The sequence below is a fragment of the Leeuwenhoekiella aestuarii genome (genome assembly GCF_004104055.1).
GTDB classification, from domain to species: domain Bacteria; phylum Bacteroidota; class Bacteroidia; order Flavobacteriales; family Flavobacteriaceae; genus Leeuwenhoekiella; species Leeuwenhoekiella aestuarii.
In genome coordinates, this window is sequence record NZ_QOVJ01000001.1 from 933256 (window position 1) to 958367 (window position 25112).

Here is a 25112-nt window from a genome sequence, read left to right on the forward strand (position 1 = left end):
ACTTAAAAATATGCATTTAGAAATAGTAAGTCCTGAAGCTACTTTATATAGCGGAGAAGCAACTTCGGTTATCGTACCTGGTACTGATGGTGCATTTCAGCTTTTGGATAATCACGCACCTATCGTTTCAATTCTAGAAGAAGGTATCATGAAAGTTCAAGGAGCTAAGCTTTCAGATAAGGCTAAAAAGCATTTTACTACCGGAAAAGATGCTGGTGAAATTACACTAGCTATTAAGTCTGGAACAGTAGAAATGAAGGATAATAAAGTAATAGTTCTAGCTGACTAAGCTGAATTATTAACTAATAAAAAAAGCGCTTAATCACTTTTGATTAAGCGCTTTTTTTATTGACCCGGCTAAAAAGTGAAGACTTATAGAGTGGGTTCCAGTTTTATTAAAATCACTTTTTTGCCAGCCACGCTTGCCGGGCTTTTACAACTTCTTTCTTTGCTTTTTCATCAATGCTAATCGTGTAAGTAGGATCTGCAGCCAGGCGTACAGTAGTCTCCAATTCATTCCCAAAACGCGTAAATGTGACTTCCAGCATATCATCTATATTCTTTTCGTTAAGAAGCTGGTTAAAAGCTTCATTTGAAGTCATTTCAATGCCGTCAATTGCCGTAATGACATCTCCTTTATCAAGCTCGGCTTCGTAAGCCGGACTTCCCTTAAACGTGTTCCTGCTGATTTCCAGGCCTGATGTGGTCTCTTTAAACGAGGCTCCAAAATAGGGCTTCATAGTATCCTGTTCCAGCTTTAGGCCTACAGAGGCCAGCAGGTCTTCATAATCTGGCATCTTGCTGTCGTAAATATACTTTTCAAAAAAGTTTTGGGCGAAATCTTTTCCGGCATAATCAGCAAGCGTGGTTTCAATATCAGCAGCCGTATAGGCCACTTCGGTTTTACCGAAACGCTTCCACATCAATTGCATAAAATCATCCAGATTCAGACCTTTTTCGTGTAAGCTTAAATCTAAAGCAAGACCCAAAACACTTCCGTAGGAGTAATATGAGATAAACATATTCTCGCGGTTGACGGGATCAACCGAAGTTGCAGCATCTACAAAAGGTGCCTGATTGCTCATTTCAATCGGGTTGAAATACTCCAGTGCCGGTGAATTCCATACATAATTAAACGTGCCGTTTAAACTTTTGACATAATCTTCCGCAGAAATGATTCCGGCCCGTTCCAAAATCAAATTGGTGTAATAGCTCGTGAAACCTTCGGCAAACCAAAGGCTGTTGCTCATATTGGCTTTATCAAAGTGAAACGGCTCTAAATCTGCAGGGCGAATGCGCTCCACATTCCAACTGTGAAAATATTCGTGTGATACAGTGCCAATATTGCCCTTCATTCCGCCATTGGCGAGCGTCTCCGTATCGGTAAGAATGGTGCTGTTGCGGTGTTCCATCCCATCCCCGGAAACATTGGGCATATAACAGGCGAGAAACGTATAGGTGCCATAATCGTATTTGGGCAATTCGCCATAAACGGCCTTTTCCTGCAAGACAATTTCTTTGACCTTATCCCAGTATTCATCAAATTCAGCTTCGGTACCCGGATCATGTAGTACAAACTTTATAGTCTGACCGTCTACTTCAAATTCACGCGCTTTGTAGTTGCTTATTTCGGTAGGGCTGTCCATAAAATAGTACAGGTTTGGGGCGGAAAACGTATTTCCTTCCTCGTGTTTGAGTTGGGTGGCGACCTTCCAACCCAAATCTTTCCGTGCGTCAAAAGTTATTTCGATGGGACGTTCCTGTAAGTCGTTAGCATACATAAAAGTTGCCGGCATATTCAGATGCGCGTGGGTTGCGTCTACCTGTGAATAGGTGCCTCCGCCCCGATTGGCAAAGAGAATGTATTCTATATTGATTGTGCCATCTGTATTGGTGATGATCCAACTATACGGGTCGTCTCGTTTGACCTCAAGCGGTTCTCCGGCTCCGTTGGTTGCCTTAAAACCGTAGACATTTTTAGCGAACTCGTGAATGGCGTAACGACCCGGTGAAGATCTACTCATTTCAACGCGTAGTGTTTTTGATTTAATATCCGGAAATGTTGCTTTTACTACCGCCTCGTGGTGCACGGCATTGTTAAAAGAAATTTCATAGGTATTGGTCTGAGCCTGAAGAGAAAGGCTTACAAGTAGGAAAGCAATCCAAAGTTTCATGTAAAGCAGTTTGAGAATGAATTTTAAAAGTACTCATAAAACCAATATTTTTCTAGAAACAGAGCTATTTCTATTCCCCTCCTTTGGAGGGGGCAGGGGAGGAAAAGGCTAAAATATCTCCCGGCTGACAATCTAAAGCCTGGCAAATGGCCTCTAAGGTTGAAAAACGTACCGCCTTGGCCTTACCCGATTTCAGGATCGAAAGATTGGCCTCGGTGATTCCTACGATTTCCGCGAGTTCTTTGCTTTTCATATTGTGGTCTGCCAATACCTGATCTAAGTTGATGATTATGGGCATGGCTAGACGGTTAAATCATTTTCTTCTTTTAGGGCTAAAGCTTTTCTAAAAGCATCACTGAGTAACAAAAACAGCACACCCACAATCAGCAAAAATAAAAGCAGTTTGAAATTAGACGAACCAAAAGTGATACTGAATCTGCCCGAGTTTGTAAGTATGGCATTCACGCCAACAAAAAGAAACGAGCCCAAAGCACAGACGGTAAAAAAGCGTCCGGCTTTATTCGTGCACAATACCACTTCTTGAGAGAACAGCTTTCCCTTTAGCAGCAGCCCGGCGAATTTGCGCAGCTGATAAAATCCAAAGAAGAACAGTAGAAACAATGCGAAAAATGTAAGTGTAAAGAGCAAGGCTTTCCCTCCAAAACCACTTTCAGTAAAGGGGATATTCACACTAAAGATGCTTTGCTCCGGAAAAATCAGGATGTACAAAATAGTTCCGGGAAAAAAAACCACAATAGGAATCATAAGAAAGAAAGCCAAATCAATAACTAGCTTAAAGAGTTTATTAAGATTCATAGCTCTAGTGATGAATTACACCAATAACAACTTGATCTGCAATAAAAGCCATGATTGTAAAGAGAATTACAACTGATGCGGCTACAATAAATAATACATTTTTAGTTTTCATAGGTTTAAATATTATCGTTTTACGATAACAAATATAGTTTAATTATTGAAAAACAATAATTTTTAGTGAAATATTTTTCATTTGTATCTTTCGAAGAGCTCTGGGTAGGATGTATCTTTGTGGGATGCTAGCCAAAAAACTACAGGATAAACTCAATCTTCGAAATGAAGCGAATGCTTTACGAAGTTTAAGCTCCCCTCCTTTGGAAGGGGTAAGTAAAGCCATTGATTTTTCTTCAAACGATTACCTGGGTTTTTCTAAAAACGAGACCATTTTTCTCCGTGCCAGTGAAATCTTAGAAGAACAAAACCTGAAACAAAACGGAGCTACCGGTTCGCGTTTGCTTTCTGGGAATCACAAAATTTACGATCTGGCCGAAAATTATATCGCAGAAACACACGGTGTTGAAGCGGCCTTGATTTTTAACTCGGGGTATGATGCGAATGTGGGTTTTTTCAGCAGTGTGCCCCAGCGGGGTGATGTGATTTTATATGATGAATTCATACACGCCAGCATTCGTGATGGGATTCAGATGAGCCATGCGAAGGCCTATAAATTCAAGCATAACGATTTAGAAGATCTGGTATCGAAATTGTCACTTCGAGCGCAGTCGAGAAGTCAGGTAAATACAAATCAAAGCGAAATTTACGTAGTCACCGAATCGGTTTTTTCTATGGATGGAGATAGTCCCGATCTTAAAGCAATGACTCATTTATGTGAAAAGCACGAGGCCTGTTTTGTAGTTGATGAGGCGCACGCCCTAGGCGTGTTTGGGATGGGATTAGTCGATAATATGGCACTCGGGAACCCAGTTGTGAGGTTGGTGACTTTTGGGAAAGCTATGGGTTGTCACGGAGCCGCTATTTTGGGCTCTGACCAACTCAAGTCTTATCTGGTTAATTTCGCCCGCAGCCTGATTTACACAACCGGTTTACCGCCGCATAGTGTAGCAACCATCTTAGCTTCTTATAAACAGCTTGCAAATGTCACCCCGAGCGCAGTCGAGGGGCTTTCCGATGAAATGAAAAAGCTTAATGAAAACATTCAATTTTTCCGAAAAGAAATTAAAACGAAAAAGCTTCAGGCGTATTTTATAGCAAGTGACTCCGCGATTCAATCGGCAGTAATTTCAGGAAATGAACGCGTTAAAGCCATTTCGCGAAAGCTTAAAGAAAACGGTTTTGACGTTAAAGCGATTCTTTCGCCCACGGTGCCTGCGGGACAAGAGCGCTTGCGATTTTGCCTACACAGTTACAATACGCAAAGTGAAATAGAAACCGTTCTGGAGCTTCTGGCAAAATCTTTAGAGGGATTCTCTGCAGATTAAACTTGCGGTAGTACCTTTGCAAGCACTATGAAAAAACAGACTTTTTTTATAACCGGTATTTCTACAGAAGTAGGAAAAACCGTGGCTTCGGCAATTGTGACTGAAGCTTTGGAAGCTGATTACTGGAAGCCTATTCAGGCGGGTGACTTAGACGATTCTGACACCCATAAGGTTAAGCGGTTTATCAGTAATACTAAAACGCATTTTTTTGAAAATGCCTTCAGTCTGCAAACACCTATGAGTCCGCATGCGGCGGCGGCAATCGACGGTGTTTCCATTAAAGCTTCAAGTATACAAAAACCACTAACAGAAAATAATCTGGTGATAGAAGGAGCAGGTGGACTGCTGGTTCCTATTAGCGATACAGAGACAATTCTTGATTTAATTCAGCCTGAAGATAAAGTGATTGTCGTTTCCAGACATTATCTGGGAAGTATCAACCATACCTTGTTGACCATCGATAAACTAAAACGTGAAGGTAAAACCATTTTCGGAATTCTTTTTAGTGGCAAAGAGCACCCCACAACCGAAGCCGTAATTGAAAAAATGAGCGGTGTATCCATTTTAGGCCGAATTGATGAAGAGCCTTATTTTGATAAAATGGTAGTCAAAGAATATGCTGATCGTTTGAAGGAAGTTCTACAGTAAGCAGACTTTTAAGAATTTTAAACTTTATATCTTGAATTTAACCGAACGCGATAAAAAACACATTTGGCATCCGCTTACCCAGCACAAGCTGCATCCGGAAGCAAAGCCCATCGTCAAGGCAAAGGGAGCTTTGTTATACGATGAGGAAGGCAAAGATTATGTAGATGCGATTTCTTCATGGTATACCGCGATGTACGGGCATTGTAGTGATTTTATTATCGAACGTGCCCACAAACAAATGCTGCGGCTGGATCAGATTATTTTTAGCGGATTTACCCACGAACCCGCGGTAGAATTGTCTGAAAAATTAATGGTTATTCTTCCTGATAATCAGCAGAAGTTGATGTTTAACGACAACGGCTCTACAGCAACCGAAATCGGGATTAAAATGGCGTTGCAATACCACCACAACAAAGGTGAGAACCGAAAAACCCTCCTCGCTTTTGAGGAAGGTTTTCACGGCGATACATTAGGGGCGATGTCCGTAAGTGGCTTATCGGTTTATAACGGTCCGTTTGAGGAGTTTTTTATAGATGTAAAGCGAATCCCGCTGCCTGATGGCGAAAACAATGAGAGGGTTTTAAAAACCATTGAAGACGTTCATAAGGCGAGTCCGCTTGCGGGTTTTATTTATGAGCCGCTTGTTCAGGGCGCTGCCGGAATGAAAATGTATCAGGCACAGAATCTTGAGCCGATTTTACAAAAATGCAAAGAGCTTGGAATAATCACCGTGGCTGATGAAGTGATGACCGGTTTTGGTAAAACCGGAAGCTTTTTTGCTTCAGACCATATCGCGACCAAACCCGATGTGATGTGTCTTTCAAAAGCACTTACGGCAGGTCTAGTACCCATGGGAATCACCACCTGCACGCAGGAGATTTACGATGCCTTTTACGATGATGATATCGGCAAGGGGTTGTTTCATGCGCATACTTATTCGGCAAACCCTATTGCCTGCGCTACGGCTATTGCCGGGATCGAATTGTTGCAATCTGAAGAAATTCAACAGAACATCAAAACGATCCAAGGATTGCATCAGCAATTTGCAAGTGAAATAGGGGATCATCCTAAAGTACGCACCACCCGTCAACAAGGCGTTATTTTTGCGTTAGAACTGAATGTTGAAATGGAGCGCTATGGCGATCTTCGGTATAAAATTTATGAGTTTTGTATGACCGAAGGAGTTTATTTAAGACCCTTGGGAGCGACTATTTATATTTTGGCACCTTATGTAACAACTCGCGACCAGATGGAACGCGTGTATGCGGCGATCAGGAAAGTATTGGACACGTTTTAATAATCTCCCACGTCCAATTGGTTTTCTCTCAGATCAATAATTTCACCAGTGTTCTCTAACTGAATTTCAAAAACCTCATAGACCTTATCATCGTCGCTACCTGAGGTCTTTACAGTCAGTGTAGCTTCACCATTTGGGCCATTAATAGGTATCGTTGCTTCAGTAGTTTTGTGGCCGTTGTTGTATTTTACATTGTAGTTAGAGCCAAAAGTTCCTTTTTCAATAGGTTCTCCTAAGGCTTCGATTACTTTAGTATTGTTTTGAGCAATTTCAAAGGCTTCATCTCCACCTGATCCAGATTTTACAGCGCTAAAAAAGCTAAAAAAAGCTCCGCCAATTAAGATGATTCCTAGGAGAATTACGGTAAAGCAACCGCCTACAGGTACTACCCATTTCCAGTTGCGAGACCACCAGCTGCGTTCTTCATTTTCTAATTCGTTCATTGTTTGATTTTTGAACTGTGAAGCTAAGAATTTTCTGCATAAACATGCAGATTTAAGATATTGTCCGTTACCGAAATATTAATTTTGCTTGATAAAATAGATTTTCAATTTGAGAGGTTTTCTTAGAAAATACAGTCTTTTAAGGTATGTTTTTCAAAGTAGCCTGCTGAATCAAAAATCAAAAAAATACATTTGAAACAACCTATTTCTATAACCGGAATTTCAGCAATTTCAGCAGAGAAAAGCACTGGACCTCTAGGGGCGCATGCGCTATGTTTTGATAAAGAATTAGAGAACTGGGTAGGAAAAATCCCTGAAGAAATCTTAGCTGAAATTGAAGCCATACGTAATGAAAATCGGAATTATCAGGCTTTAGACGCTTCGGTCTTGTATGCTATGTACGTGTCAAGATTAGCTGTAAAACAATCCGGTTGGGAGGTAAATTCTGATTTTGGAATAAATATCGGTTCCTCACGTGGAGCCACTCAGCTTTTTGAAAAGTATTACGATGCATTTTTAGAAACCGGTAAAAGTGAGACCCTGGCTTCTCCAAGCACAACCTTAGGAAATATTTCATCTTGGGTCGCTCAGGATTTCCAGAATAATGGCCCGGATATTTCGCATTCAATAACGTGTTCTACGGCACTACACGCAGTGCTTAATGGAGTTGCCTGGTTGCAATCTGGCATGTGTAAGAAATTTTTGGTAGGCGGTAGTGAAGCGGCTTTAACGCCATTTACCATTGCGCAAATGAAAGCTATCAAAACGTATACGAGAGCTTCTGTTGATGCTGAATTTCCATGTTTAGCATTAGATCTGGATAAGACTGAAAATACGATGGTTTTAGGGGAAGGTGCTGCGGCTGTTTGTTTAGAAATCGGTATAAAGGAAAATGCATTGGCCTACATCAACGGAGTAGGTTACGCTACCGAAAAATTAAAGCATGCGGTTTCAATTTCTGCGGAAGCGACCTGTTTTCAAAAGTCGATGAAGATGGCGATTAAAGATGCTTTTGGAGAAATTGGAAATGATGGGATTTCCGCCTTCGCGGAAATGACTGACCAAGTTGATGCGATTGTGATGCATGCTCCGGGAACAATTGCCGGAGATCAAACAGAATATAAAGCCATTCAAAAAATATTTGGTTCAAACCTTCCGTTATTAACAACTAATAAATGGAAAATAGGACACACCTTTGGCGCCAGTGGCCTACTCAGTTTTGAGGCAGCTGTGCGTATGCTGCAAAACGGTAACTATGAAGAAGTTCCTTTTATTTCGCAGCAAACACAACCTAAAAAATTAAAGAATATATTAGTTAATGCTGTTGGTTTTGGAGGAAATGCCGTGAGTATTTTGATTAGCGGAACTTAGTTTTTCGCAATTATAAACATCAGATTTAGTATTTTTGAAACCGCTACTGGCGATATAGAATTGCTTTTTCTATATTGAAAATATATCTTTTCGCTAAAGACTTAAAAAAAGACCCATGAAACACGATTGGACTCGCGAGGAAATCCTCGATATTTATAACAAACCCTTGATGGAACTGCTTTATGAAGCTGCAACAGTTCACCGGGAATATCATGACCCAAATACGGTTCAGGTTTCGACCTTACTTTCAATAAAAACAGGAGGTTGCCCTGAAGATTGTGGTTATTGTCCGCAGGCAGCGCGCTACCATACCGATATAGAGGGTAATGATTTGATGGGTGTGCAGCAGGTAAAAGCGCAAGCGTTACGAGCAAAAGCATCAGGAAGTTCGCGTGTGTGTATGGGTGCAGCCTGGCGTAATGTAAAAGACGGGGAAGAATTTGATCAGGTTTTGGAGATGGTGCGCACCATCAATAAATTAGATATGGAAGTGTGTTGTACCTTAGGTATGATTACCGAAAATCAGGCGCAACGTCTTGCTGAAGCTGGCTTGTATGCGTATAATCACAACTTAGATACTTCAGAAGATTATTATAAAGATGTGATCTCTACTCGTGCTTTTCAAGATCGTTTAGATACGATAGGAAATGTGCGTAAAACCAATGTTACCGTGTGTAGCGGCGGGATTATAGGGATGGGTGAAAAGGTTGAAGATCGTGCAGGTATGCTGGTTGCACTGGCTACTTTGGACCCACAGCCCGAGAGTGTACCCATCAACGCTTTAGTTGCCGTTGAAGGTACGCCGATGGAAGATATTGAACCTATTTCTATCTGGGAAATGGTGCGTATGGTAGCAACTACACGTATTGTAATGCCCCAAACACAAGTGCGACTAAGTGCAGGACGTACGCAAATGAGCAGAGAAGGACAAGCGATGTGTTTCTTTGCCGGAGCCAATTCTATTTTTGCCGGAGATAAGTTGCTAACAACTCCTAACCCTGACGTAAATGAGGATATGGAAATGTTTAAATTGCTTGGCTTAAATCCACAAGCTCCATTTGTGAAGAAATCACAGCCAGAAACGGTTGAAGCTGCAGAGTCCAAACATTTGCCTAAAGGTGAAAAGCCAAAATGGTCAAGACCTGGACACACAATTCCGCGTAACGAAGAAGCGAAAGCAAAAGCAAAAGCTTAATTTAATTTATAGCATACTTGAAACTTACCGAAATACATAGGGTAAAGAATATTACCAAAGAGGAGTTTGTTAAGAATTACCTCAAGCCGCAAAAACCGGTTGTAATCGAAAATCTTATCGGGGATTGGCCTGCTTATGACAAGTGGAGTTTAGATTATATCAAAGAGATTGCTGGTGATAAAGAAGTGCCTTTGTATGATGATCGCCCCGTAACTCACGAAGATGGTTTTAACCAGGCGCACGCTAAGATGAAAATGGCAGATTATATTGATTTACTAAAGCGTGAACCTACTAATTACCGTATTTTTCTTTATAATATTATGAAGGAAGTACCTTCGTTGAAGAAGGATTTTAAGTTTCCTAAAATAGGATTAAGGCTTATTAAACAAATTCCGATGGTGTTTTTTGGAGGTGAAAATTCCAAAGTATTTATGCACCACGATATTGACTGGGCCAATATTTTACACTTTCATTTCCACGGAAAAAAGCAGTGTATTTTGTTTCCTCCAGATCAGACCGAAAACCTTTATAAGGTACCACACTCCTTGATCACAAGAGAGGATATTGATTTTGATCATCCTGATTATGAGAAATTTCCAGTATTGAAAAAAGCAGAAGGCTTTATCTGCGAACTCAACCACGGTGAGACGCTTTATATGCCGGAAGGCTATTGGCATTATATGAAGTATGTAACACCTGGTTTTAGTATGAGTCTTCGTGCATTGCCACGCAAGCCTGGACACCTCTTACAAGCGGTTTATAACGTCTTTATTATGCGTCATTTTGATAATCTGATGCGGCGTCGAAAAGGTCAGGCGTGGATTGATGAGAAAAACGAGCGTGCAATTGCTGAGACTCACAAAAAACATGGATTAGCGGTTTAAGGTATTAATTCTTTAGCCTTTTCATATATCCAATCACCCGGCCAGCCGCGGTACATTAAGAAGTCGGCTAATTTTTTGCGCTTTTTATATTTGTCTTTTTCGGTGAGCTGGTCAAATCGTTTTTGAGCCAGATCGTCAAAGGTATTTCTGTATTCACTTTCCCGGATTTCGGTAAAGGCTTTATTGATGAGATATATGCCTATTTCGCGTTGTTTCAATTCTTGTTTAATACGGTTTTTACCCCATTTTTTATGACGAAATTTTCCACGTGCAAAACTACGGGCAAAGCGTTCTTCATCTAAAAATTTATGCTGTAAAAGGTGATATACGATTGCATCTATCGCATCAGGAATCATACGCATTCGAATCAGTTTTTCCCGTACTTCTTTATGACACCGATCTTGATAGGCGCAATACGCTTCAAGCTTGCGCTTGGCTTCTTCTACAGTATAGGTTTTTGTGAGTTGTTGATCCAAAATAGGCTGTAGTGGTAGAGTTTTGTTTGAAGTTCGGTAAAAATACGAATTTGTGGTGATTGGAACGAAGGGCTGGCGTAGTAATCATTATATGTTTTAAGTCGGTAAACTAAGTTAGGCTTCTCTGTGGTTTAGAGCCTAGTCGTTTGAATTATAGAAGGGGGAAGGATTCTAAATAGATAATCAATAGCATTAGTGATATGATACCACAATGTATCTATGGTTTACCACACTTTTTGTGGAAAAGTGTGGTTGCACTGTGGTTGCATTGTGGTTGCATTGTGGTTGCACTTTGAACTTAATATGTATTAATCATAGAGCATTCTGGGTGCAAAATGGAGATGCGGTATGGTTAACTGGATGTTTGTATGGTATTTAAATGTGCGCTTAATACGCGATAGGGTTTTAAACAAAGTCTAAGAAATAAAAAACCCCCACCGTTTGCACGATGAGGGTTATTTCAGTTATCTAATTTCTTTCCCGTTCTTATCTGTAAAACGGTACTCGAGATACGTGTAAGCATCTCTGGGCATTATTTTTACCCATTTTTTGTGTTCTAAAAACCATTTAGAACGAACTGAAGGGAAGCCTTTTGTCAAGAAGGCTGCTATAAAAGGGTGCGTATGTAACGTGATCTTCTTATAGTCTTTTTTGAATAGTTTGATCAAATCTGCCTGTATGCGATTTACCACACTAATAGGTGCTTCTATCTCACCATCTCCATTAGGATCTTTTTCCCGGGTTTTGATATTCATTTCGGGACGCACACGTTGCCGTGTGATTTGTATAAGACCAAATTTACTTGGGGGTAAAATTTTATGCTTGGCGCGGTCATCGCTCATCTCATCACGTAAGTGATTGAAGAGTTTTTTACGATTTTCGGCCTTACCCATATCGATAAAGTCTATAACAATGATACCTCCCATATCACGCAGACGTAATTGTCTGGCGATCTCGGTGGCAGCGATCAAGTTAACTTCTAATGCTGTCTCTTCCTGGCTTTTAGCCTTGCTTGAGCGGTTACCGCTGTTTACATCTATTACGTGTAGTGCTTCTGTGTGTTCTATAACCAGATATGCACCGCGACTCATAGATACGGTCTTGCCAAATGAAGTTTTTATTTGACGCTCTATGCCATGTTTTTCATATATAGGCACGTTGTTTTGATATAGTTTTACGATACTTTCTTTATTAGGTGCAATCTCTTGCAGGTATTCTTTGATTTGGTAGTACAATGTTTCATCATCTACACAGATGTTTGTAAAGGTGTCATTAAAAAGGTCTCTTAACATAGAAGAGGCTCTGTTCATCTCACCTAAAACTTTACTGGGTAAATGAGCATTGTGTAATTTTTTACACATGGCGGTCCAGCGGTCCACCAAGTTTTGTAGATCTTTATCTAGTTCAGCAACCATTTTTCCTTCTGCGACAGTACGTACAATCACTCCAAATCCTTTGGGGCGTATACTTTGCATCAAGCGTTTAAGGCGTGCCTTTTCTTCTTTAGATTCTATTTTTTGAGAAATAGAAATACGATCAGAAAATGGTACGAGAACCACATATCTTCCGGCGATAGATAGCTCACTGCTAATTCTGGGGCCTTTTGTAGAAATGGGTTCTTTAACTACTTGAACAAGAAGAGACTGGTTGGATTTAACAGCATCAGCTATCTTACCATTTTTGTCTATGTCTTTGTCTGCAGGAAAGTTTTTTAAAGAAAAATCTTTTAATTTACCTGTGCTTACACGTTTTACAAATTTCAAAAGTGTCGGAAGCTGCGGTCCTAAATCGTGATAATGCAAAAATGCATCTTTCTCGTAGCCAACATTGACAAATGCGGCGTTTAGACCAGAAACCGTCTTGCGTATTTTAGCAATAAAAATATCGCCTACGCTAAACTGATTGTCTTCCTCATCCTTATGTAATTCTATTAGTTTACCATCTTTTAAAAGGGCAAAATCAACTGAAGTGGAACTGGATCGAATTATTAATTCATTATTCACGCTTCATTAAATTATATCCATCCCGAGAATACGGGACAAAAGATTAAACATTATTTTTCACAGGATTTTGTGTTTCCGGCAGGAGGTATGGGTTCCCAAAAAAAATCAATGGGAAATATCTCCAGATGTCAATGAACGTTTTATTATACTAACGGTATAATAAAAGAAAAAAGTAGTACTAGACTACTTTTTCTTTTTGTGACGGTTAGCACGACGGCGTTTTTTACGCTTGTGCGTCGCTACCTTGTGTCTTTTTCTTTTCTTACCACTTGGCATAAGAGCTCAATTTAAAATTAATAGTTAGTTTTCGTCTACAGATACATTAGACTTAACGCCTTCTACAAAAACCTTAGCCGGTTTAAAAGCAGGAATGTTATGTGCAGGTATCTTTATAGTAGTGTTCTTAGAAATGTTACGGCCGGTTTTCTCAGCACGTGTTTTAATGATAAAACTTCCAAAACCTCTTAGGTAAACGTTGTCTCCGCTTTCTAAAGAGTTTTTTACCTCTGTCATGAAAGTTTCAACAGTTGCTTGTACATCGTTTTTTTCAATTCCTAGTTTTTCAGAAATTTTGGCAACAATATCTGCTTTTGTCATTACTTGTTATTTTAGGGGGTTAAAAATTTTCAAGGGTGCAAATATACACATTATTAAATCAATATTTCAAACGTAAAAGATTAAAATATAACTAGATAAACGCATAAATTGACCAAAAGGTATTTTTTGTGTTAAACTTTTCTAAAAAACTCATACACTGGTATTTACAAAACAAGCGGGAGCTGCCTTGGCGGCAAATTAATGACCCGTATCGCATTTGGCTATCAGAAATTATACTTCAACAAACGCGAGTTGAGCAGGGAACCCCCTACTATTTTAAGTTTACGGAGGCTTTTTCTGACATAAAAGCGCTAGCTGATGCTCATGAAGATGAAGTTTTAAAACTTTGGCAAGGACTGGGCTATTATTCACGGGCACGTAACCTGCACGCAACTGCAAAAATGGTTGCTTATGAACTGGATGGAAAATTCCCCGATACCTATTCTGAAATAAAGAAACTAAAGGGAGTAGGAGATTATACCGCAAGTGCAATTGCATCTATTTGCTTTGATGAAGCTGCGGCTGTAGTAGATGGTAATGTCTATCGCGTGCTTTCTCGAATTTTTGGGATAGACACTCCTATAGACAGTACACCGGGTAAAAAAGAATTTAAAGCCTTAGCTCAGGAGCTAATAGATCCTGATGATGCTGCAAATTTTAATCAGGCGATTATGGAATTTGGAGCTACGCAGTGCAAGCCCAAAAATCCGTATTGTTTGCATTGTCCTTTTAGTGAAGATTGTGTGGCTTTTCAGCAAGGGAAAATCGATAAGTTTCCGGTGAAGAAAGGAAAGATCAAAGTGAAGAATCGTTTTTTCAATTATCTTCTATTTATAACTCGGGAAGGAGAAACAGTATTGAATCAACGTGAAGATAAAGGGATCTGGCGTGGACTGTTTGATTTTCCTTTATTAGAGACCGCGGCAGATTTGCCGGAAGAAGATTTCCGCGAGAGCGTAAAAGATCTGAAGATTACAGGAGAGACAGCGCCGGTTGTATTTGCAGCGCTTCCTGTGATTGATATAATCTTACAACAGCAAGATCCTGTTATTCACAAATTATCGCATCAAAAGCTTCACGTTAAGTTTTGGGTAATAAAATTGAAACATAAATCAGGTCTTAAAACCATTTCTTTTGAAGATTTTGAGAATTATGCAGTACCTCGTGTTATAGATCGTTTTATGGAAGGGTTTGATTATAAAGATTTTGTTTCTGTAGGCTAAGAATAAATACTGGGGTATTTGCCTTAAGTTAGTTTGCTTTAAATCTGCTATACTGCGTGTTTCTTTATTGTGAGGGTTAACTTGTTTTTAGTTGAGCAACTCCTTAATTTTAGTTACTTTTGACCTTTAAAATATAGAGAATATGTCTGGTACGTTAAATAAAGTAATGCTCATAGGGCACACGGGTGATGATGTAAAGATGCACTATTTTGAGGGTGGTGGCGCTATAGGGCGTTTTCCGCTTGCTACAAATGAAACGTATACAAACAGAACTACCGGTGAGCGTGTGAGTAATACCGAGTGGCACAATGTTGTTGTGCGTAACAAGGGCGCAGAAATTTGCGAAAAATATTTAAAAAAGGGTGATAAAGTCTATGTAGAGGGACGTATTAAAACCCGTAAGTGGCAAGATGAGTCTGGTACAGAACGGTATAGTACAGAAATACAATGTACAGACTTTACATTCTTAACACCAAAAGACGCCAGTGGAATGCCGCAGGAAGGTGCGCAACCTGCACAAAAATCTGCTACACCAGCAACCCCAAAGGCGAGTCCGTCTCCTGTGTCTCCTGCTTACGATGATGAAGAGGAAGATGATTTACCATTTTAATAATACCTACCAACTAAATTAATTTCATTGGATCCTGACCCCCCAAGTTTATTAATTATTCAGCAAGGTTTTTCTGTAACTACGGTTGTAGAAATCATTGCCGTTCTTATTTTACTGGTTTGTTCTGCGCTTATAAGTGGTACTGAGGTTGCTTTTTTTGCCCTTACACCATCAGATCTAGAGCTCGATGTAGAGAAGCAGACCCGACAACAAAATCTGGTTGTACGCCTACTAGAAAAGCCTAAGAAACTTCTCGCTACCATTCTTGTTGCCAATAACTTTATCAATATTGCAATTGTTCTCATTTTTGCCAATCTGGGGGAGACGCTGTTTTCAGGTCTTGAGAAATACCAGTTGTGGATCATTAATCTGCGTTTTCTGGTAGAAGTTGTTGCAGTGACCTTCTTGATATTAATGTTTGGTGAAATTTTACCGAAAGTGTATGCTAACAGGAATAAGGTAGAGTTTTCAGGGAAAATGGCGTATCCGATGTTGGTTTTAGATTTTATCATTTCGCCATTAAGTACTCCTATGCGGGCAGTTACATTATTGTTGCAGGATAAATTTGGTAAGCAAAAAGCAAATATTAGTATAGATCAACTGGGGCAGGCGTTAGAACTTACCAGTGAAGAAGATACCTCTGTAGAAGAGCAAAAAATTTTAAAGGGGATTGTGAGTTTTGGTAATACCGATACCAAACAGGTTATGAAGCCGCGCATGGATATTTTTGCGCTCAATCAAGAGCTTACTTATGCAGAAATTATTCCTCTCGTTATTGAAAATGGCTATTCTCGAATTCCTGTTTTTACCGAAAATATAGATAATATCGCCGGTATCTTATATGTGAAAGATTTGCTTCCGCATATAGATAAAGAAGATTTTGAGTGGACAAGTCTTTTGCGGGATCCTTATTTTGTGCCCGAAAATAAAAAGCTAGACGATTTACTTAACGAGTTTAAAGATAAGCGTAATCACCTGGCAATTGTAGTTGATGAGTATGGTGGTACGAGCGGATTGATCTCTATGGAAGACATCATTGAAGAAATCGTGGGCGACATCAGTGACGAGTTTGATGATGAGGATATCATCTTTTCTAAGCTAGACGATAACAATTATATTTTTGAAGGGAAGACTTCATTAAAGGATTTCTATAAGGTTATCAGGCTTGATGATAACTCAGCTTTTGAAGAGAATAAGGGAGAGGCAGAGACTTTAGCCGGTTTTCTTCTCGAGATTTCAAAAGGATTTCCTAGGAAAAATGAGATACTAAATTTTGAACATTACGCGTTTACCATTGAAGTGATCGATCAGAAGCGTATTAAGCAAATCAAGCTTACGATCAAAGATCTCGACTAGCACAAATTCTAATTTCAATTGAAAAATTTCAGCTTCACATTCGTGCTTTTTTTGGTGCTTACGAGTTTCGGTTCTTGTAAAGATGATGTGCTGCCTAAACCCAATGCTTTTTTAGCGCTAAACTACAGTGCACCTGAGTATACGCCTTACGGAAGTGAAGACTGTCCGTATGAATTTATGAAAAATACCAGAGCAGTTGTGCGTTACAAAAGCGATTGTTCTGCGATTTTAGAATATCCTGATATGGATGGTGCCTTGTATCTTACGTACCGAAATGTGGATGGTAACATCAAGCAATTGCTTACCGATGCGCAGAAGCTTACCTACGAGCATGTGATCAAAGCAGATAATATAGTCGAAGAAAAATACATCAACCCCGAGCATAAGGTGTATGGGATGTTTTATGACGTTGCGGGCAATGCTGCTTCTCAGTCTCAGTTTTATGTGACAGACAGCACTTCGTATTTTATAACGGGTTCTATTTACTTTAATGTGACGCCTAATTACGACAGTATTTTGCCTGCAGCAGCGTATTTAAAGACAGATATCCGGCACTTGATGGAGAGTCTTCGCTGGAAGAAATAAGTCTATATTCATCTTCTATTCTATTTTTTAATTACAATTTTGCAGGCTCAATATGTGCTATGCAAAACAATACTAAAAAGTGGGTGTACCTTTTTATTTTATCGCTTATTTGGGGAACTTCTTATATTCTTATCAAGAAAGGATTAGTAGGTTTAAGTCCGTTGCAATTAGGAGCATTTAGAATTGTGTTTACCACGATCTTTTTATTTATAATGGGTTTTAGAACTCTATTCAAGATCCCAAAAGAGAAATGGTGCTGGGTGGCATTGAGTGCCCTGCTGGGAACATTTTTGCCGGTTTTTCTATTTGCTTTTGCCGAAACCCAAATTGACAGCAGTATTGCTTCAATATTGAATTCACTGGTTCCACTATTCACGATATTCTTAGGTTATCTGATCTTTAAAATTCCATTTAATGGAAATCAGGTGCTGGGTGTATTGTTGGGTTTGTTGGGGGCCGGAATATTAATCTTTCAGGGTGCTGAGGTAAATCCTGAGCAGAACTATATGTTTTCCGGTTTAGTAGTTGTAGCGGCATTATGTTATGCTGGAAATGCCAATATTTTAAAATCAAAACTTCAAGAGTTATCATCACTGGGAATTGCAGTCGGGAATTTTGCTGTGATGCTGATTCCGGCAATACTTGTGCTTTATTTCTCCGGCGGGATGACCGTTGATGTTGAAGATCCTGTAATTACCGAATCACTTATTTATATCGCAGTGCTGGCTTTCTTTGGTACGGCTTTGGCTAAAATTTTATTCAATAAATTGGTTCAAATTTCTTCAGCGGTTTTTTCTACTTCTGTCACCTATTTGATTCCTATCGTGGGTATATTCTGGGGATTACTCGATGGTGAGCGTTTGACTTTGATTCATCTATTAGGAGCCTTCGTGATCCTAACGGGTGTTTACCTTGTTAACGCCAACAGAAAACAAAAAAAGACCGACGGTTAAGTCGGCCTTTGGTATAAGTAAGTGCTTAAAGTTTATTGAAAATCAGCGTCGCTTACGCCTTCATTTACTTTAATTTCAGTAAAGGTAAACTCAATATTTTGAGGCCCCATAGACTGAGATAATTTATAAGGAACAAGAATTGCTCCTGCAGCTTTGTAGTCATCATACACAACCGTTTGAACAAAAGTTTGTCCTTGCATTTCCTGAGTAGTCTCTTCTTTTAATTTTAAACCACTTTCAGTAGCGTAGAATGCTTTTTTAGTATCGGTTAAAGCGATTACATATGCATTTTCGCCATCTACTTTTTCAACTCTCTCGAGCTTTACTGAAGCATCATTCATCATATCGAGTTCCGGGATGATTGCAGCTTCTTTTTTAAGTGCTGCAATTTGCTCTTCAGAAGGTGTAATTGTTTGTCCTTGTGCAGAAATAGAAGCGGTGTCACCGTTTAAAACCTGCTTAGACATCACATTACCCATAACCGAGATTTCCTGTAAGAATTGATCTTTTGTAGTTTTCTTAATAGTCAATTTTAAAGGAGTTCCCTGAACGCTCCCTTCGCCCATCATCACGATAGATTTGATTCCCTCAATAGCGTCTTTACCACCTATAGCTTCAATATAGTTGTTGAAAACAGTTGCTGCAGTAACACCTTCTGGCATGGCTACTTCATATTCTGGTTTTTCAATAGCATTAGCTTCTTTATCGTAATATTTTACAGGAATGGTTTTTCCTTTAAATTGTACTTTTTCAAGATTATCAAGTACTTCGCTTCCTTTTCCGGCGATGACGATGCGCGCATTGTCTGATAAGAAATACTTCTTGGCTACACGTTGCACATCTTGAATAGTAACAGCATTTATCTTGCTTAAATAGTTTTGATAAAAATCTTTTGGAAGATTTTCGGTTTCAATATTTAAAGCAAAACGAGCTACAGTGCTTGGCTGCTCCAGAGAGCGTACAAAGCTACCTATATATTTAGCTTTTGCATTTTTAAGATCCTTTTCAGTAACGGGTTCCTGACGTATTCTGTCAATTTCTTCAAGAAAGGCAACTACAGAGCTGTCTGTCACCATATTTCTCACGCTTGCTGAAGCGTTAAAAGAGGTCTTACCGTACTTGTCATTGTTCATACTAGAATAAGCCCCATAGGTATAGCCTTTATCTTCTCTAAGATTTAAGAATAAGCGTCCTTCTCCACCGCCACCCAGAATCTGATTGGCCATCAACACCGGGAAATAATCTGGATCACTCATTTTAAGTTCTACCAAATTCTCTACGATTACTTGAGACTGTACTGCGTTAGGCATGTCTACAAAATCGATTTCTGTAGTGGTAACGTTTTCTGGTGCTTTAAAGGTGTTGCTTAGATCAGTTCCTTTTTTCCAGTCTTTAAAGTTTTTAGAAACTTCTTTCTTAATGTCTTTAAAATCAACATCACCCACAACTACCAAATACGCGTTGTTAGGTATAAAAGCTTTATTGTAAAATGCTTTTGCATCAGCAAGAGTCACTTTTTCTACAGCTTCTGGAGTTTCAAATTCCCCCTTAGGATGATCTTTACCGTAAAGCAAAGCGCGGCTTACGGTACCTGCTGCTGCTTCAACACTTTTCTCATTAGTCTTTAAACCTTCGATTAAAATGTTTTGCTCCTTTTCAAATTCTTCCTGAGTAAAATTAGGGTTGATCGCTGCATCTGCAAGAAGTTCAAGAATTCGATCTGAATACTGTGAAAGTCCACTAGCAGAAGCATATTGAGAGCCAAAGTTGACACGAGCCCCCATATAGTCTACCTCTTCATTATAATCGTCTTTGCTGATACTTGTTGAGCCTTTACCTAATAATGCACCAGAAAGTGCTGCTGCCCCTACTTTGTCGTTTTCGGCGATTGGTGGGTTGTCTAGCGTAAGAGTGTAAGCTACACGAGGTAATTTATGGTTCTCAACAACAATAACTTTAAGTCCGTTTTTAAGCGTAAAAGTTTGTGGTTCACTCAGGTTGATTTCGGGAGCTGGACCTGCTTTAGGTTGCGTGCTGCGATCTACTTGTGCTACTGCGCCTAAGCTGCAGATAAGTAGTAAGCTAAAGAATATTTTTTTCATCTAAATGTATTTTATTTTAGTTTTCTGATGGTTTCTTGTTTTGAAAACAACAGGCTATTGCTCTTCTTTTTTAGGAAGGTATTCTACTTCTACACGTTGATTAGGTTTTAGATATTTATTTGCAACCTCTTTGATCTCTTCACGTGTGATAGAGCGGTAAATATCTATTTCGGTGTTAATGAGGTTGGTGTCATCATAAAGCATGTAATCTCTGGCAAGTGTGTTTGCAATACCTTCTACGCTTGAGTTTGAATTCACAAAATTAGTTTCAGCCTTATTTTGAAGTTTCTCATAGTCACTTTCAGAAATCAACGTGCTGCGTAATTTTGCGATTTCTTCTTCCATCCCTTCTAATAAAGTTTCGAGGCTGGTTTCACCTAAAGGAAGACCGTAAATGATATACATTCCATAATCTTCTTGCTCCAGATTGATTGCCCCAATTTGTAGTGCTTTTTTCTCTTCGTCAACCATTTTCTTATAAAGCTTAGAGCTTTTTCCATCGCTTAAATAAGAAGAGATCATGTTTAATACATAAGCGTCACGGCTTCCGTAACCCGGTGTGCGGTAAGCGGTAAGAATAGCCGGTACCTGAATGTTAGAGTCGTAAAACTGACTTCTTTTAGCTTCAGTTATAGGAGCTTCCTGAGGATAGCTGCGTTCAAGAGTAGGGCCACTTGGAATAGGACCAAAATAATCCTGAATCATCTTTTTGGTTTTTGAGATATCAATATCGCCAGCAACTACCAATGCAGCATTACTCGGTTTGTAATATTTGTCAAAATACGCCTGAAACTCTTCAAGAGACGCTGCATCAAGATCTTCCATGTAGCCTACGTTTGGATCTTTGTAGGGATGGTTTTCAAAAAGCTGCTCGCTGATCGCAAATAGAAATTGACCATAAGGAGAGTTGTCATAACGCAAGCGACGCTCTTCTTTTACAACTTCGTTCTGAGTATCTACACCGTCTTGTTTGATAATAGGGTGAAGCATACGCTCCGATTCCATCCACAATCCCAATTCTAAATTATTAGATGGGAAAACTTCGTAATAATACGTGCGGTCTTGAGAAGTATTAGCATTGTTGGTTCCGCCATTAGAACTTACGATCTCAAACCATTTACCGTTCTCTATATTTTCGGTTCCTTCAAAAAGTAAGTGTTCAAAAAAGTGAGCAAAACCCGTACGGCCATCTTCTCGATCTTTACCACCTACGTGATACATAACTGCTGTAGTGACAACGGGAGCCGTATTATCTTGATGTAAGATTACGTGAAGACCGTTGTCTAAATCATATTCTTCAAATTCTACTTCCTGAGCGGTAGCAGTAAAGCTCAAAGCTAAAATTGAAGCAATTGAAAAAAGAGTCTTTTTCATGTATATAGTTTTTGTTTTAGTTACTCGTATAAGTAGTGTGTAAGATGATATTGTTACAGTATCAATCTGTTAATTGATAATAAATTACCCTAAGTTATAATAGTCAAAATATTTTATATTTTAGAAACAGACTTAATTTTTAACAGCTTTTTAGCTGACATACAACATTTTAATTGAGAACTTTAAGAGTAATCAAAAATTTACAATTATGCTTAAAGTCGCACTTCCTATACGTTTTGGCATCGCAATTACTGCGGGTCTTATTGCTTATTTTTTAGTACTGGCTCTTTTTGGGCTGCATACAAATCCTATATTCAGTCTGTTTAATGGCGTTATTACAGGCTTTGGTATCTATGAAGCTATCAAATACTATAAGCTTAGTAAAGGCAAAGATTTTGAATATGGCGATGGTTTTTCTGTAGGTGTTGTTACGGGTTTTGTTTCAACAATTTTATTCACTGCGTTCTTCGCATTATATGCTGGTAATTTGAATCCTGAATTTCTAAGTAATATGATTGCTGCTTGGGAGACTACATACAACACGAGTTTAGGTAGTGTGATCTTTGTGGTTGGCATTATGGGCTTTGCTACGAGTATAGTGCTTACGCTCAGTTTTATGCAATTATTTAAGCCGAGCTGGAACACCAAGAAAAAGCATAAAACTTCACAGGCTTAATTTTTCATCATACATTTGTATTGTAAGTAAATAGCTGTATATTTGCGCCCTCTTAAATCACAAGGTTTAAGATTTTAAAAACTATTTTTAATCATTACGCTATGTACGCAATTGTAGAGATAGCAGGGCAGCAATTTAAAGTTGCAAAAGACCAGAAGGTTTTTGTTAACCGCTTGGCAGGAGAAGAAGGAGACGATGTTTCTTTCGATAAAGTTCTTTTGACAGGTGACGGTGACAACATCACTTTAGGCGCCCCGGCTATAGAAGGTGCTCTAGTAGGAGCAAAAATTTCACGTCATTTAAAAGGAGACAAAGTAATTGTTTTCAAAAAGAAAAGACGTAAAGGCTATAAGAAGAAAAATGGTCACCGTCAATCTTTAACCGAGATTGTAATTGGCGATATTTCTTTAAAAGGAGGCAAAAAAGCGGCTCCTAAAGCTGAGAAAAAAGAAGAAGCAAAAGCTGAAGCCCCAAAGGCTAAAAAAGCAAAAGCTTCATCAAAAGGAGATGATCTTAAAAAGATCGAAGGTGCTGGACCAAAAGCTGCTGAAGCATTAGTAGCTGCAGGTATTGACACTTTTGCTAAAGTTGCAAAAACTTCTCCAGAGAAATTGAGCGAAGTTCTTTCTGAGGCAAGCTCTAGATTAAGTCACTTAGTTACCGATACTTGGCCAAAGCAAGCTGCTTTAGCTGCAGAAGGTAAATGGGATGAGCTTAAAGAATTACAAGATAATTTAGACGGCGGGATCGAAAAATAATCCTTAGATTATTTGATTACGTTAAGTATAACCATAAAACTAGAATAAGATGGCTCACAAAAAAGGAGTAGGTAGTTCTAAAAACGGTAGAGAATCAGAATCGAAACGTCTAGGTGTTAAGATTTTTGGTGGTCAGGCTGCTGTTGCTGGTAATATCATTGTTAGACAACGTGGTAACACACATCACCCAGGTGATAATGTTTATGGTGGTAAAGATCATACCTTACATGCAAAAGTAGACGGTGTTGTTAAGTTTACTAAAAAGAAAGACAACAAGTCTTACGTATCTATAGTTCCTGCTGCAGAAGCTTAAGATTTACGTAATAAATATAAAAAACCCATCATCTCAATTTGAGATGATGGGTTTTTTTGTTTTTAAATTTAAAATTTAGCTAATACTCAGGTAATATTAGACCGGTATATTGCTCAACTAAACGGAGCTTTAGTTGAAGTATTTTGGATTAGCTTTTATGTTTTTTTTGATGAGTCTCCCGATTTGGGCTCAAAATAATCCTGAAGAAAAGTTTGAGGCTTTTAAAGATTCAGTTTTCTATGTGTATAAAAACCGATTAGAGCTTGCTGAGTCTGGTGAGAATACTTCAGAACTAGTTAATTCACATATTGATCTGGCCAGATTTTACAAACAAACTCAGATCTACACCGAAGCTGTAAACCACTACAACGCGGCGCTTATTCAAAACGAAGATCACAATAGTCAGCTTACGGCAACGGTTAAAAATGAATTGGCCGGGATCTACATAGCACTTAATAATTATACTAAGGCAGCAGATCTTTTAAACAGCAGTCTTTCGCATTCAGAGAAACACACGTATTTAAATCTAAAATCTAAAAGTTATGAATTGCTCGGTACCTGTGCGGAAAAACAAAATCAACCGAAAAAAGCACTTGATTTTCAGCAGCAAAGCCTGCTAATCTATCGTGATCTTAAAGACTTAAGTGGAGAAGCTACAGTTCTTGAGAATATAGGCAGTATCTATGAAGATCTGGGAGATTATGACAAAGCCTATACCTATTTTGAACAGGCTTATGCCTTTTTTAAAGAGGTAGATGATGAGGCTCAGATCAATGCTTTTAATAATCTCGCTGATATTTACCGAAAAACGGGGAGGTATAAAGAAGCAATAACAAAAACCAAAGAAGTTTTAGAATTGGCTCTTGCTTATGATAATCCGCATCAGATAGCAAGTGCCTACAAAGATCTTGCAAAAGCTTATGCCTTAGCTGAAGATTATAAACATGCACATTTCTATGCATTGGCGTATCAGGATTTGGTTGAAAAGCAATTTTACGCGCAAAACTTCAATCAACTAAATGCGTTACAAACCGTTTACGATACTAAAGAGAAACAGGCCAGAATAGAATTGCTCGAGCAGGAGCAAGAAACTTCTCAGGTAAAATTTATTGCTATGCTACTGCTGCTGTTCATTTTGATAAGCAGCGGCATCATTCTATTTTCTTTTCAGAAGCGAAAACGACGAGCAAGGCTAGAAGTTGAGTTGTATAAACAGCGTGCATTAGAAGCTGAACTAAAAACCAAAGCAGCTCAGGAGCAAAACCTTCAAAATCAAATTCAGCTTAAAACGGCTACGCTATCAAAATACAGTTTAAGTCTGGCTCAAAAAAATAAATTGCTGGAAGAGGTTTCAGGAACCTTGCAAAAGTTGAGTTTGAGAAAGCGTATGGACATTCCTGCTAAATTGATTGCACTTTCAAGTGACTTAAAAGCGCATTTGCTAGAAGATGATGAGTGGAATCAATTCTTGAGTTTATTTGAAGAGATCCATCCGAGCTTCACTAAAAGACTCAATCAAGCTGCCACTCAAAAATTAACAGCTACAGAGCTGCGATTATGTATGTTGCTTCGGCTTGATCTTTCTTCAAAAGAAATCGCATCGGTACTGCGTATTACTCCAGACAGTGTTCGGGTGGCCCGTTACCGACTGCGTAAAAAATTACCGCTTGATAGTACAGATGAGCTCGTGAACTTTATGCTGAAGTTATAAAACAGCTCCCTTTTTTGCCTCAACGTTAGGGCTGTGTAAAATTTAGGTAATTGTTGCCTTGTTGTAGCCCGTAAAATCTTGATTCTTTACAATTTCTTAGACTTTAGT

At 39.0% G+C, this 25112-nt stretch carries 25 protein-coding genes; 16 read left to right on the plus strand and 9 right to left on the minus strand.

Annotated features, from left to right (window positions below; genetic code table 11):
- Positions 1 to 10 precede the first annotated feature (10 nt).
- Positions 11 to 289 carry a F0F1 ATP synthase subunit delta/epsilon gene (locus tag DSM03_RS04155; protein WP_128759742.1) on the plus strand — a complete coding sequence of 93 codons (279 nt, stop codon included), beginning with the start codon at positions 11 to 13 and terminating at the stop codon, positions 287 to 289.
- A gap of 112 nt (positions 290 to 401) precedes the next feature.
- Here DSM03_RS04155 and DSM03_RS04160 read toward each other — a convergent pair whose 3' ends face one another.
- From DSM03_RS04160 to DSM03_RS04170, 3 genes are all read right to left on the minus strand, one after another.
- Positions 402 to 2174 carry a M61 family metallopeptidase gene (locus DSM03_RS04160; RefSeq protein WP_128759743.1) on the minus strand — a complete coding sequence of 591 codons (1773 nt, stop codon included), beginning with the start codon at positions 2172 to 2174 and terminating at the stop codon, positions 402 to 404.
- Between the two features lie 70 nt (positions 2175 to 2244).
- Positions 2245 to 2472: a helix-turn-helix domain-containing protein gene (locus DSM03_RS04165; protein WP_128759744.1), complete on the minus strand. Its 228-nt coding sequence runs from the start codon at positions 2470 to 2472 to the stop codon at positions 2245 to 2247.
- A 2-nt stretch (positions 2473 to 2474) separates the two neighbouring features.
- A complete protein-coding gene (locus DSM03_RS04170) occupies positions 2475 to 2864 on the minus strand; it encodes a DUF2975 domain-containing protein (protein WP_161567049.1) in 390 nt (129 codons plus the stop codon).
- A gap of 362 nt (positions 2865 to 3226) precedes the next feature.
- Here DSM03_RS04170 and DSM03_RS04175 point away from each other — a divergent pair, with 362 nt between their 5' ends.
- From DSM03_RS04175 to bioA, 3 genes are read left to right on the plus strand one after another with little or no spacing between them, the layout of a single operon-like run.
- Positions 3227 to 4429 (plus strand): aminotransferase class I/II-fold pyridoxal phosphate-dependent enzyme, encoded by a 1203-nt coding sequence (locus DSM03_RS04175; RefSeq protein WP_128759746.1) that lies wholly within the window; start codon positions 3227 to 3229, stop codon positions 4427 to 4429.
- Positions 4430 to 4456: 27 nt separating this feature from the next.
- A complete protein-coding gene (bioD, locus tag DSM03_RS04180) occupies positions 4457 to 5077 on the plus strand; it encodes a dethiobiotin synthase (protein WP_128759747.1) in 621 nt (206 codons plus the stop codon).
- Positions 5078 to 5108: 31 nt separating this feature from the next.
- The gene (gene bioA, locus DSM03_RS04185; RefSeq protein WP_128759748.1) at positions 5109 to 6374 is read left to right on the plus strand and encodes an adenosylmethionine--8-amino-7-oxononanoate transaminase; all 1266 of its coding nucleotides are present in this window, start codon (positions 5109 to 5111) and stop codon (positions 6372 to 6374) included.
- Here the strand turns inward: bioA and DSM03_RS04190 are convergent.
- Positions 6371 to 6817 carry a cytochrome c oxidase assembly factor Coa1 family protein gene (locus DSM03_RS04190; RefSeq protein ID WP_128759749.1) on the minus strand — a complete coding sequence of 149 codons (447 nt, stop codon included), beginning with the start codon at positions 6815 to 6817 and terminating at the stop codon, positions 6371 to 6373. The genes bioA and DSM03_RS04190 overlap by 4 nt on opposite strands.
- A gap of 192 nt (positions 6818 to 7009) precedes the next feature.
- Here DSM03_RS04190 and DSM03_RS04195 point away from each other — a divergent pair, with 192 nt between their 5' ends.
- The 3 genes from DSM03_RS04195 to DSM03_RS04205 all read left to right on the plus strand — a co-directional run bounded on the left by DSM03_RS04195 (position 7010) and on the right by DSM03_RS04205 (position 10267).
- Positions 7010 to 8188 (plus strand): beta-ketoacyl synthase N-terminal-like domain-containing protein, encoded by a 1179-nt coding sequence (locus DSM03_RS04195; RefSeq protein ID WP_128759750.1) that lies wholly within the window; start codon positions 7010 to 7012, stop codon positions 8186 to 8188.
- 115 nt (positions 8189 to 8303) lie between these two features.
- Positions 8304 to 9383 (plus strand): biotin synthase BioB, encoded by a 1080-nt coding sequence (gene bioB, locus DSM03_RS04200; RefSeq protein ID WP_128759751.1) that lies wholly within the window; start codon positions 8304 to 8306, stop codon positions 9381 to 9383.
- 17 nt (positions 9384 to 9400) lie between these two features.
- Positions 9401 to 10267 (plus strand): cupin-like domain-containing protein, encoded by an 867-nt coding sequence (locus DSM03_RS04205; RefSeq protein ID WP_128759752.1) that lies wholly within the window; start codon positions 9401 to 9403, stop codon positions 10265 to 10267.
- Here the strand turns inward: DSM03_RS04205 and DSM03_RS04210 are convergent.
- The 3 genes from DSM03_RS04210 to DSM03_RS04220 form a co-directional block, all read right to left on the minus strand.
- Entirely contained in the window at positions 10264 to 10743 is a 480-nt protein-coding gene (locus DSM03_RS04210; protein WP_128759753.1) for a regulatory protein RecX, read from the minus strand. The two genes, DSM03_RS04205 and DSM03_RS04210, sit on opposite strands and share 4 nt — an antisense overlap.
- 464 nt (positions 10744 to 11207) lie before the next feature.
- Positions 11208 to 12746, minus strand: coding sequence for an Rne/Rng family ribonuclease (locus DSM03_RS04215; RefSeq protein ID WP_128759754.1), 1539 nt, complete (start codon positions 12744 to 12746; stop codon positions 11208 to 11210).
- 300 nt (positions 12747 to 13046) lie between these two features.
- Entirely contained in the window at positions 13047 to 13343 is a 297-nt protein-coding gene (locus DSM03_RS04220; protein WP_028376886.1) for an HU family DNA-binding protein, read from the minus strand.
- Positions 13344 to 13471: 128 nt separating this feature from the next.
- Between DSM03_RS04220 and mutY the strand changes: the two genes are divergently transcribed.
- The 5 genes from mutY to DSM03_RS04245 all read left to right on the plus strand — a co-directional run bounded on the left by mutY (position 13472) and on the right by DSM03_RS04245 (position 18070).
- A complete protein-coding gene (mutY, locus tag DSM03_RS04225; RefSeq protein ID WP_128759755.1) occupies positions 13472 to 14566 on the plus strand; it encodes an A/G-specific adenine glycosylase in 1095 nt (364 codons plus the stop codon).
- Positions 14567 to 14708: 142 nt separating this feature from the next.
- Positions 14709 to 15176: a single-stranded DNA-binding protein gene (locus DSM03_RS04230; protein WP_128759756.1), complete on the plus strand. Its 468-nt coding sequence runs from the start codon at positions 14709 to 14711 to the stop codon at positions 15174 to 15176.
- A 27-nt stretch (positions 15177 to 15203) separates the two neighbouring features.
- Entirely contained in the window at positions 15204 to 16532 is a 1329-nt protein-coding gene (locus DSM03_RS04235) for a gliding motility-associated protein GldE (RefSeq protein ID WP_128759757.1), read from the plus strand.
- A gap of 18 nt (positions 16533 to 16550) precedes the next feature.
- Complete coding sequence (gene gldD, locus DSM03_RS04240) at positions 16551 to 17117, plus strand: gliding motility lipoprotein GldD (RefSeq protein ID WP_201740401.1); 567 nt, start codon at positions 16551 to 16553, stop codon at positions 17115 to 17117.
- Between the two features lie 59 nt (positions 17118 to 17176).
- The gene (locus DSM03_RS04245; protein WP_128759758.1) at positions 17177 to 18070 is read left to right on the plus strand and encodes a DMT family transporter; all 894 of its coding nucleotides are present in this window, start codon (positions 17177 to 17179) and stop codon (positions 18068 to 18070) included.
- A 32-nt stretch (positions 18071 to 18102) separates the two neighbouring features.
- On the opposite strand, the gene DSM03_RS04250 is transcribed toward DSM03_RS04245, so the two are convergent.
- Positions 18103 to 20172, minus strand: coding sequence for a M16 family metallopeptidase (locus DSM03_RS04250; protein WP_128759759.1), 2070 nt, complete (start codon positions 20170 to 20172; stop codon positions 18103 to 18105).
- 54 nt (positions 20173 to 20226) lie between these two features.
- Positions 20227 to 21546, minus strand: a complete 1320-nt coding sequence (locus tag DSM03_RS04255; protein ID WP_128759760.1) for a M16 family metallopeptidase — start codon at positions 21544 to 21546, stop codon at positions 20227 to 20229.
- Between the two features lie 208 nt (positions 21547 to 21754).
- Between DSM03_RS04255 and DSM03_RS04260 the strand changes: the two genes are divergently transcribed.
- The 4 genes from DSM03_RS04260 to DSM03_RS04275 all read left to right on the plus strand — a co-directional run bounded on the left by DSM03_RS04260 (position 21755) and on the right by DSM03_RS04275 (position 25004).
- Positions 21755 to 22222: a DUF4199 domain-containing protein gene (locus DSM03_RS04260; RefSeq protein ID WP_128759761.1), complete on the plus strand. Its 468-nt coding sequence runs from the start codon at positions 21755 to 21757 to the stop codon at positions 22220 to 22222.
- A gap of 101 nt (positions 22223 to 22323) precedes the next feature.
- Positions 22324 to 22980, plus strand: a complete 657-nt coding sequence (gene rplU / locus DSM03_RS04265; RefSeq protein ID WP_128759762.1) for a 50S ribosomal protein L21 — start codon at positions 22324 to 22326, stop codon at positions 22978 to 22980.
- A gap of 49 nt (positions 22981 to 23029) precedes the next feature.
- Positions 23030 to 23293 carry a 50S ribosomal protein L27 gene (gene rpmA / locus DSM03_RS04270; RefSeq protein ID WP_073096222.1) on the plus strand — a complete coding sequence of 88 codons (264 nt, stop codon included), beginning with the start codon at positions 23030 to 23032 and terminating at the stop codon, positions 23291 to 23293.
- A gap of 169 nt (positions 23294 to 23462) precedes the next feature.
- Positions 23463 to 25004, plus strand: a complete 1542-nt coding sequence (locus tag DSM03_RS04275; RefSeq protein ID WP_161567050.1) for a tetratricopeptide repeat protein — start codon at positions 23463 to 23465, stop codon at positions 25002 to 25004.
- Positions 25005 to 25112 lie beyond the last annotated feature (108 nt).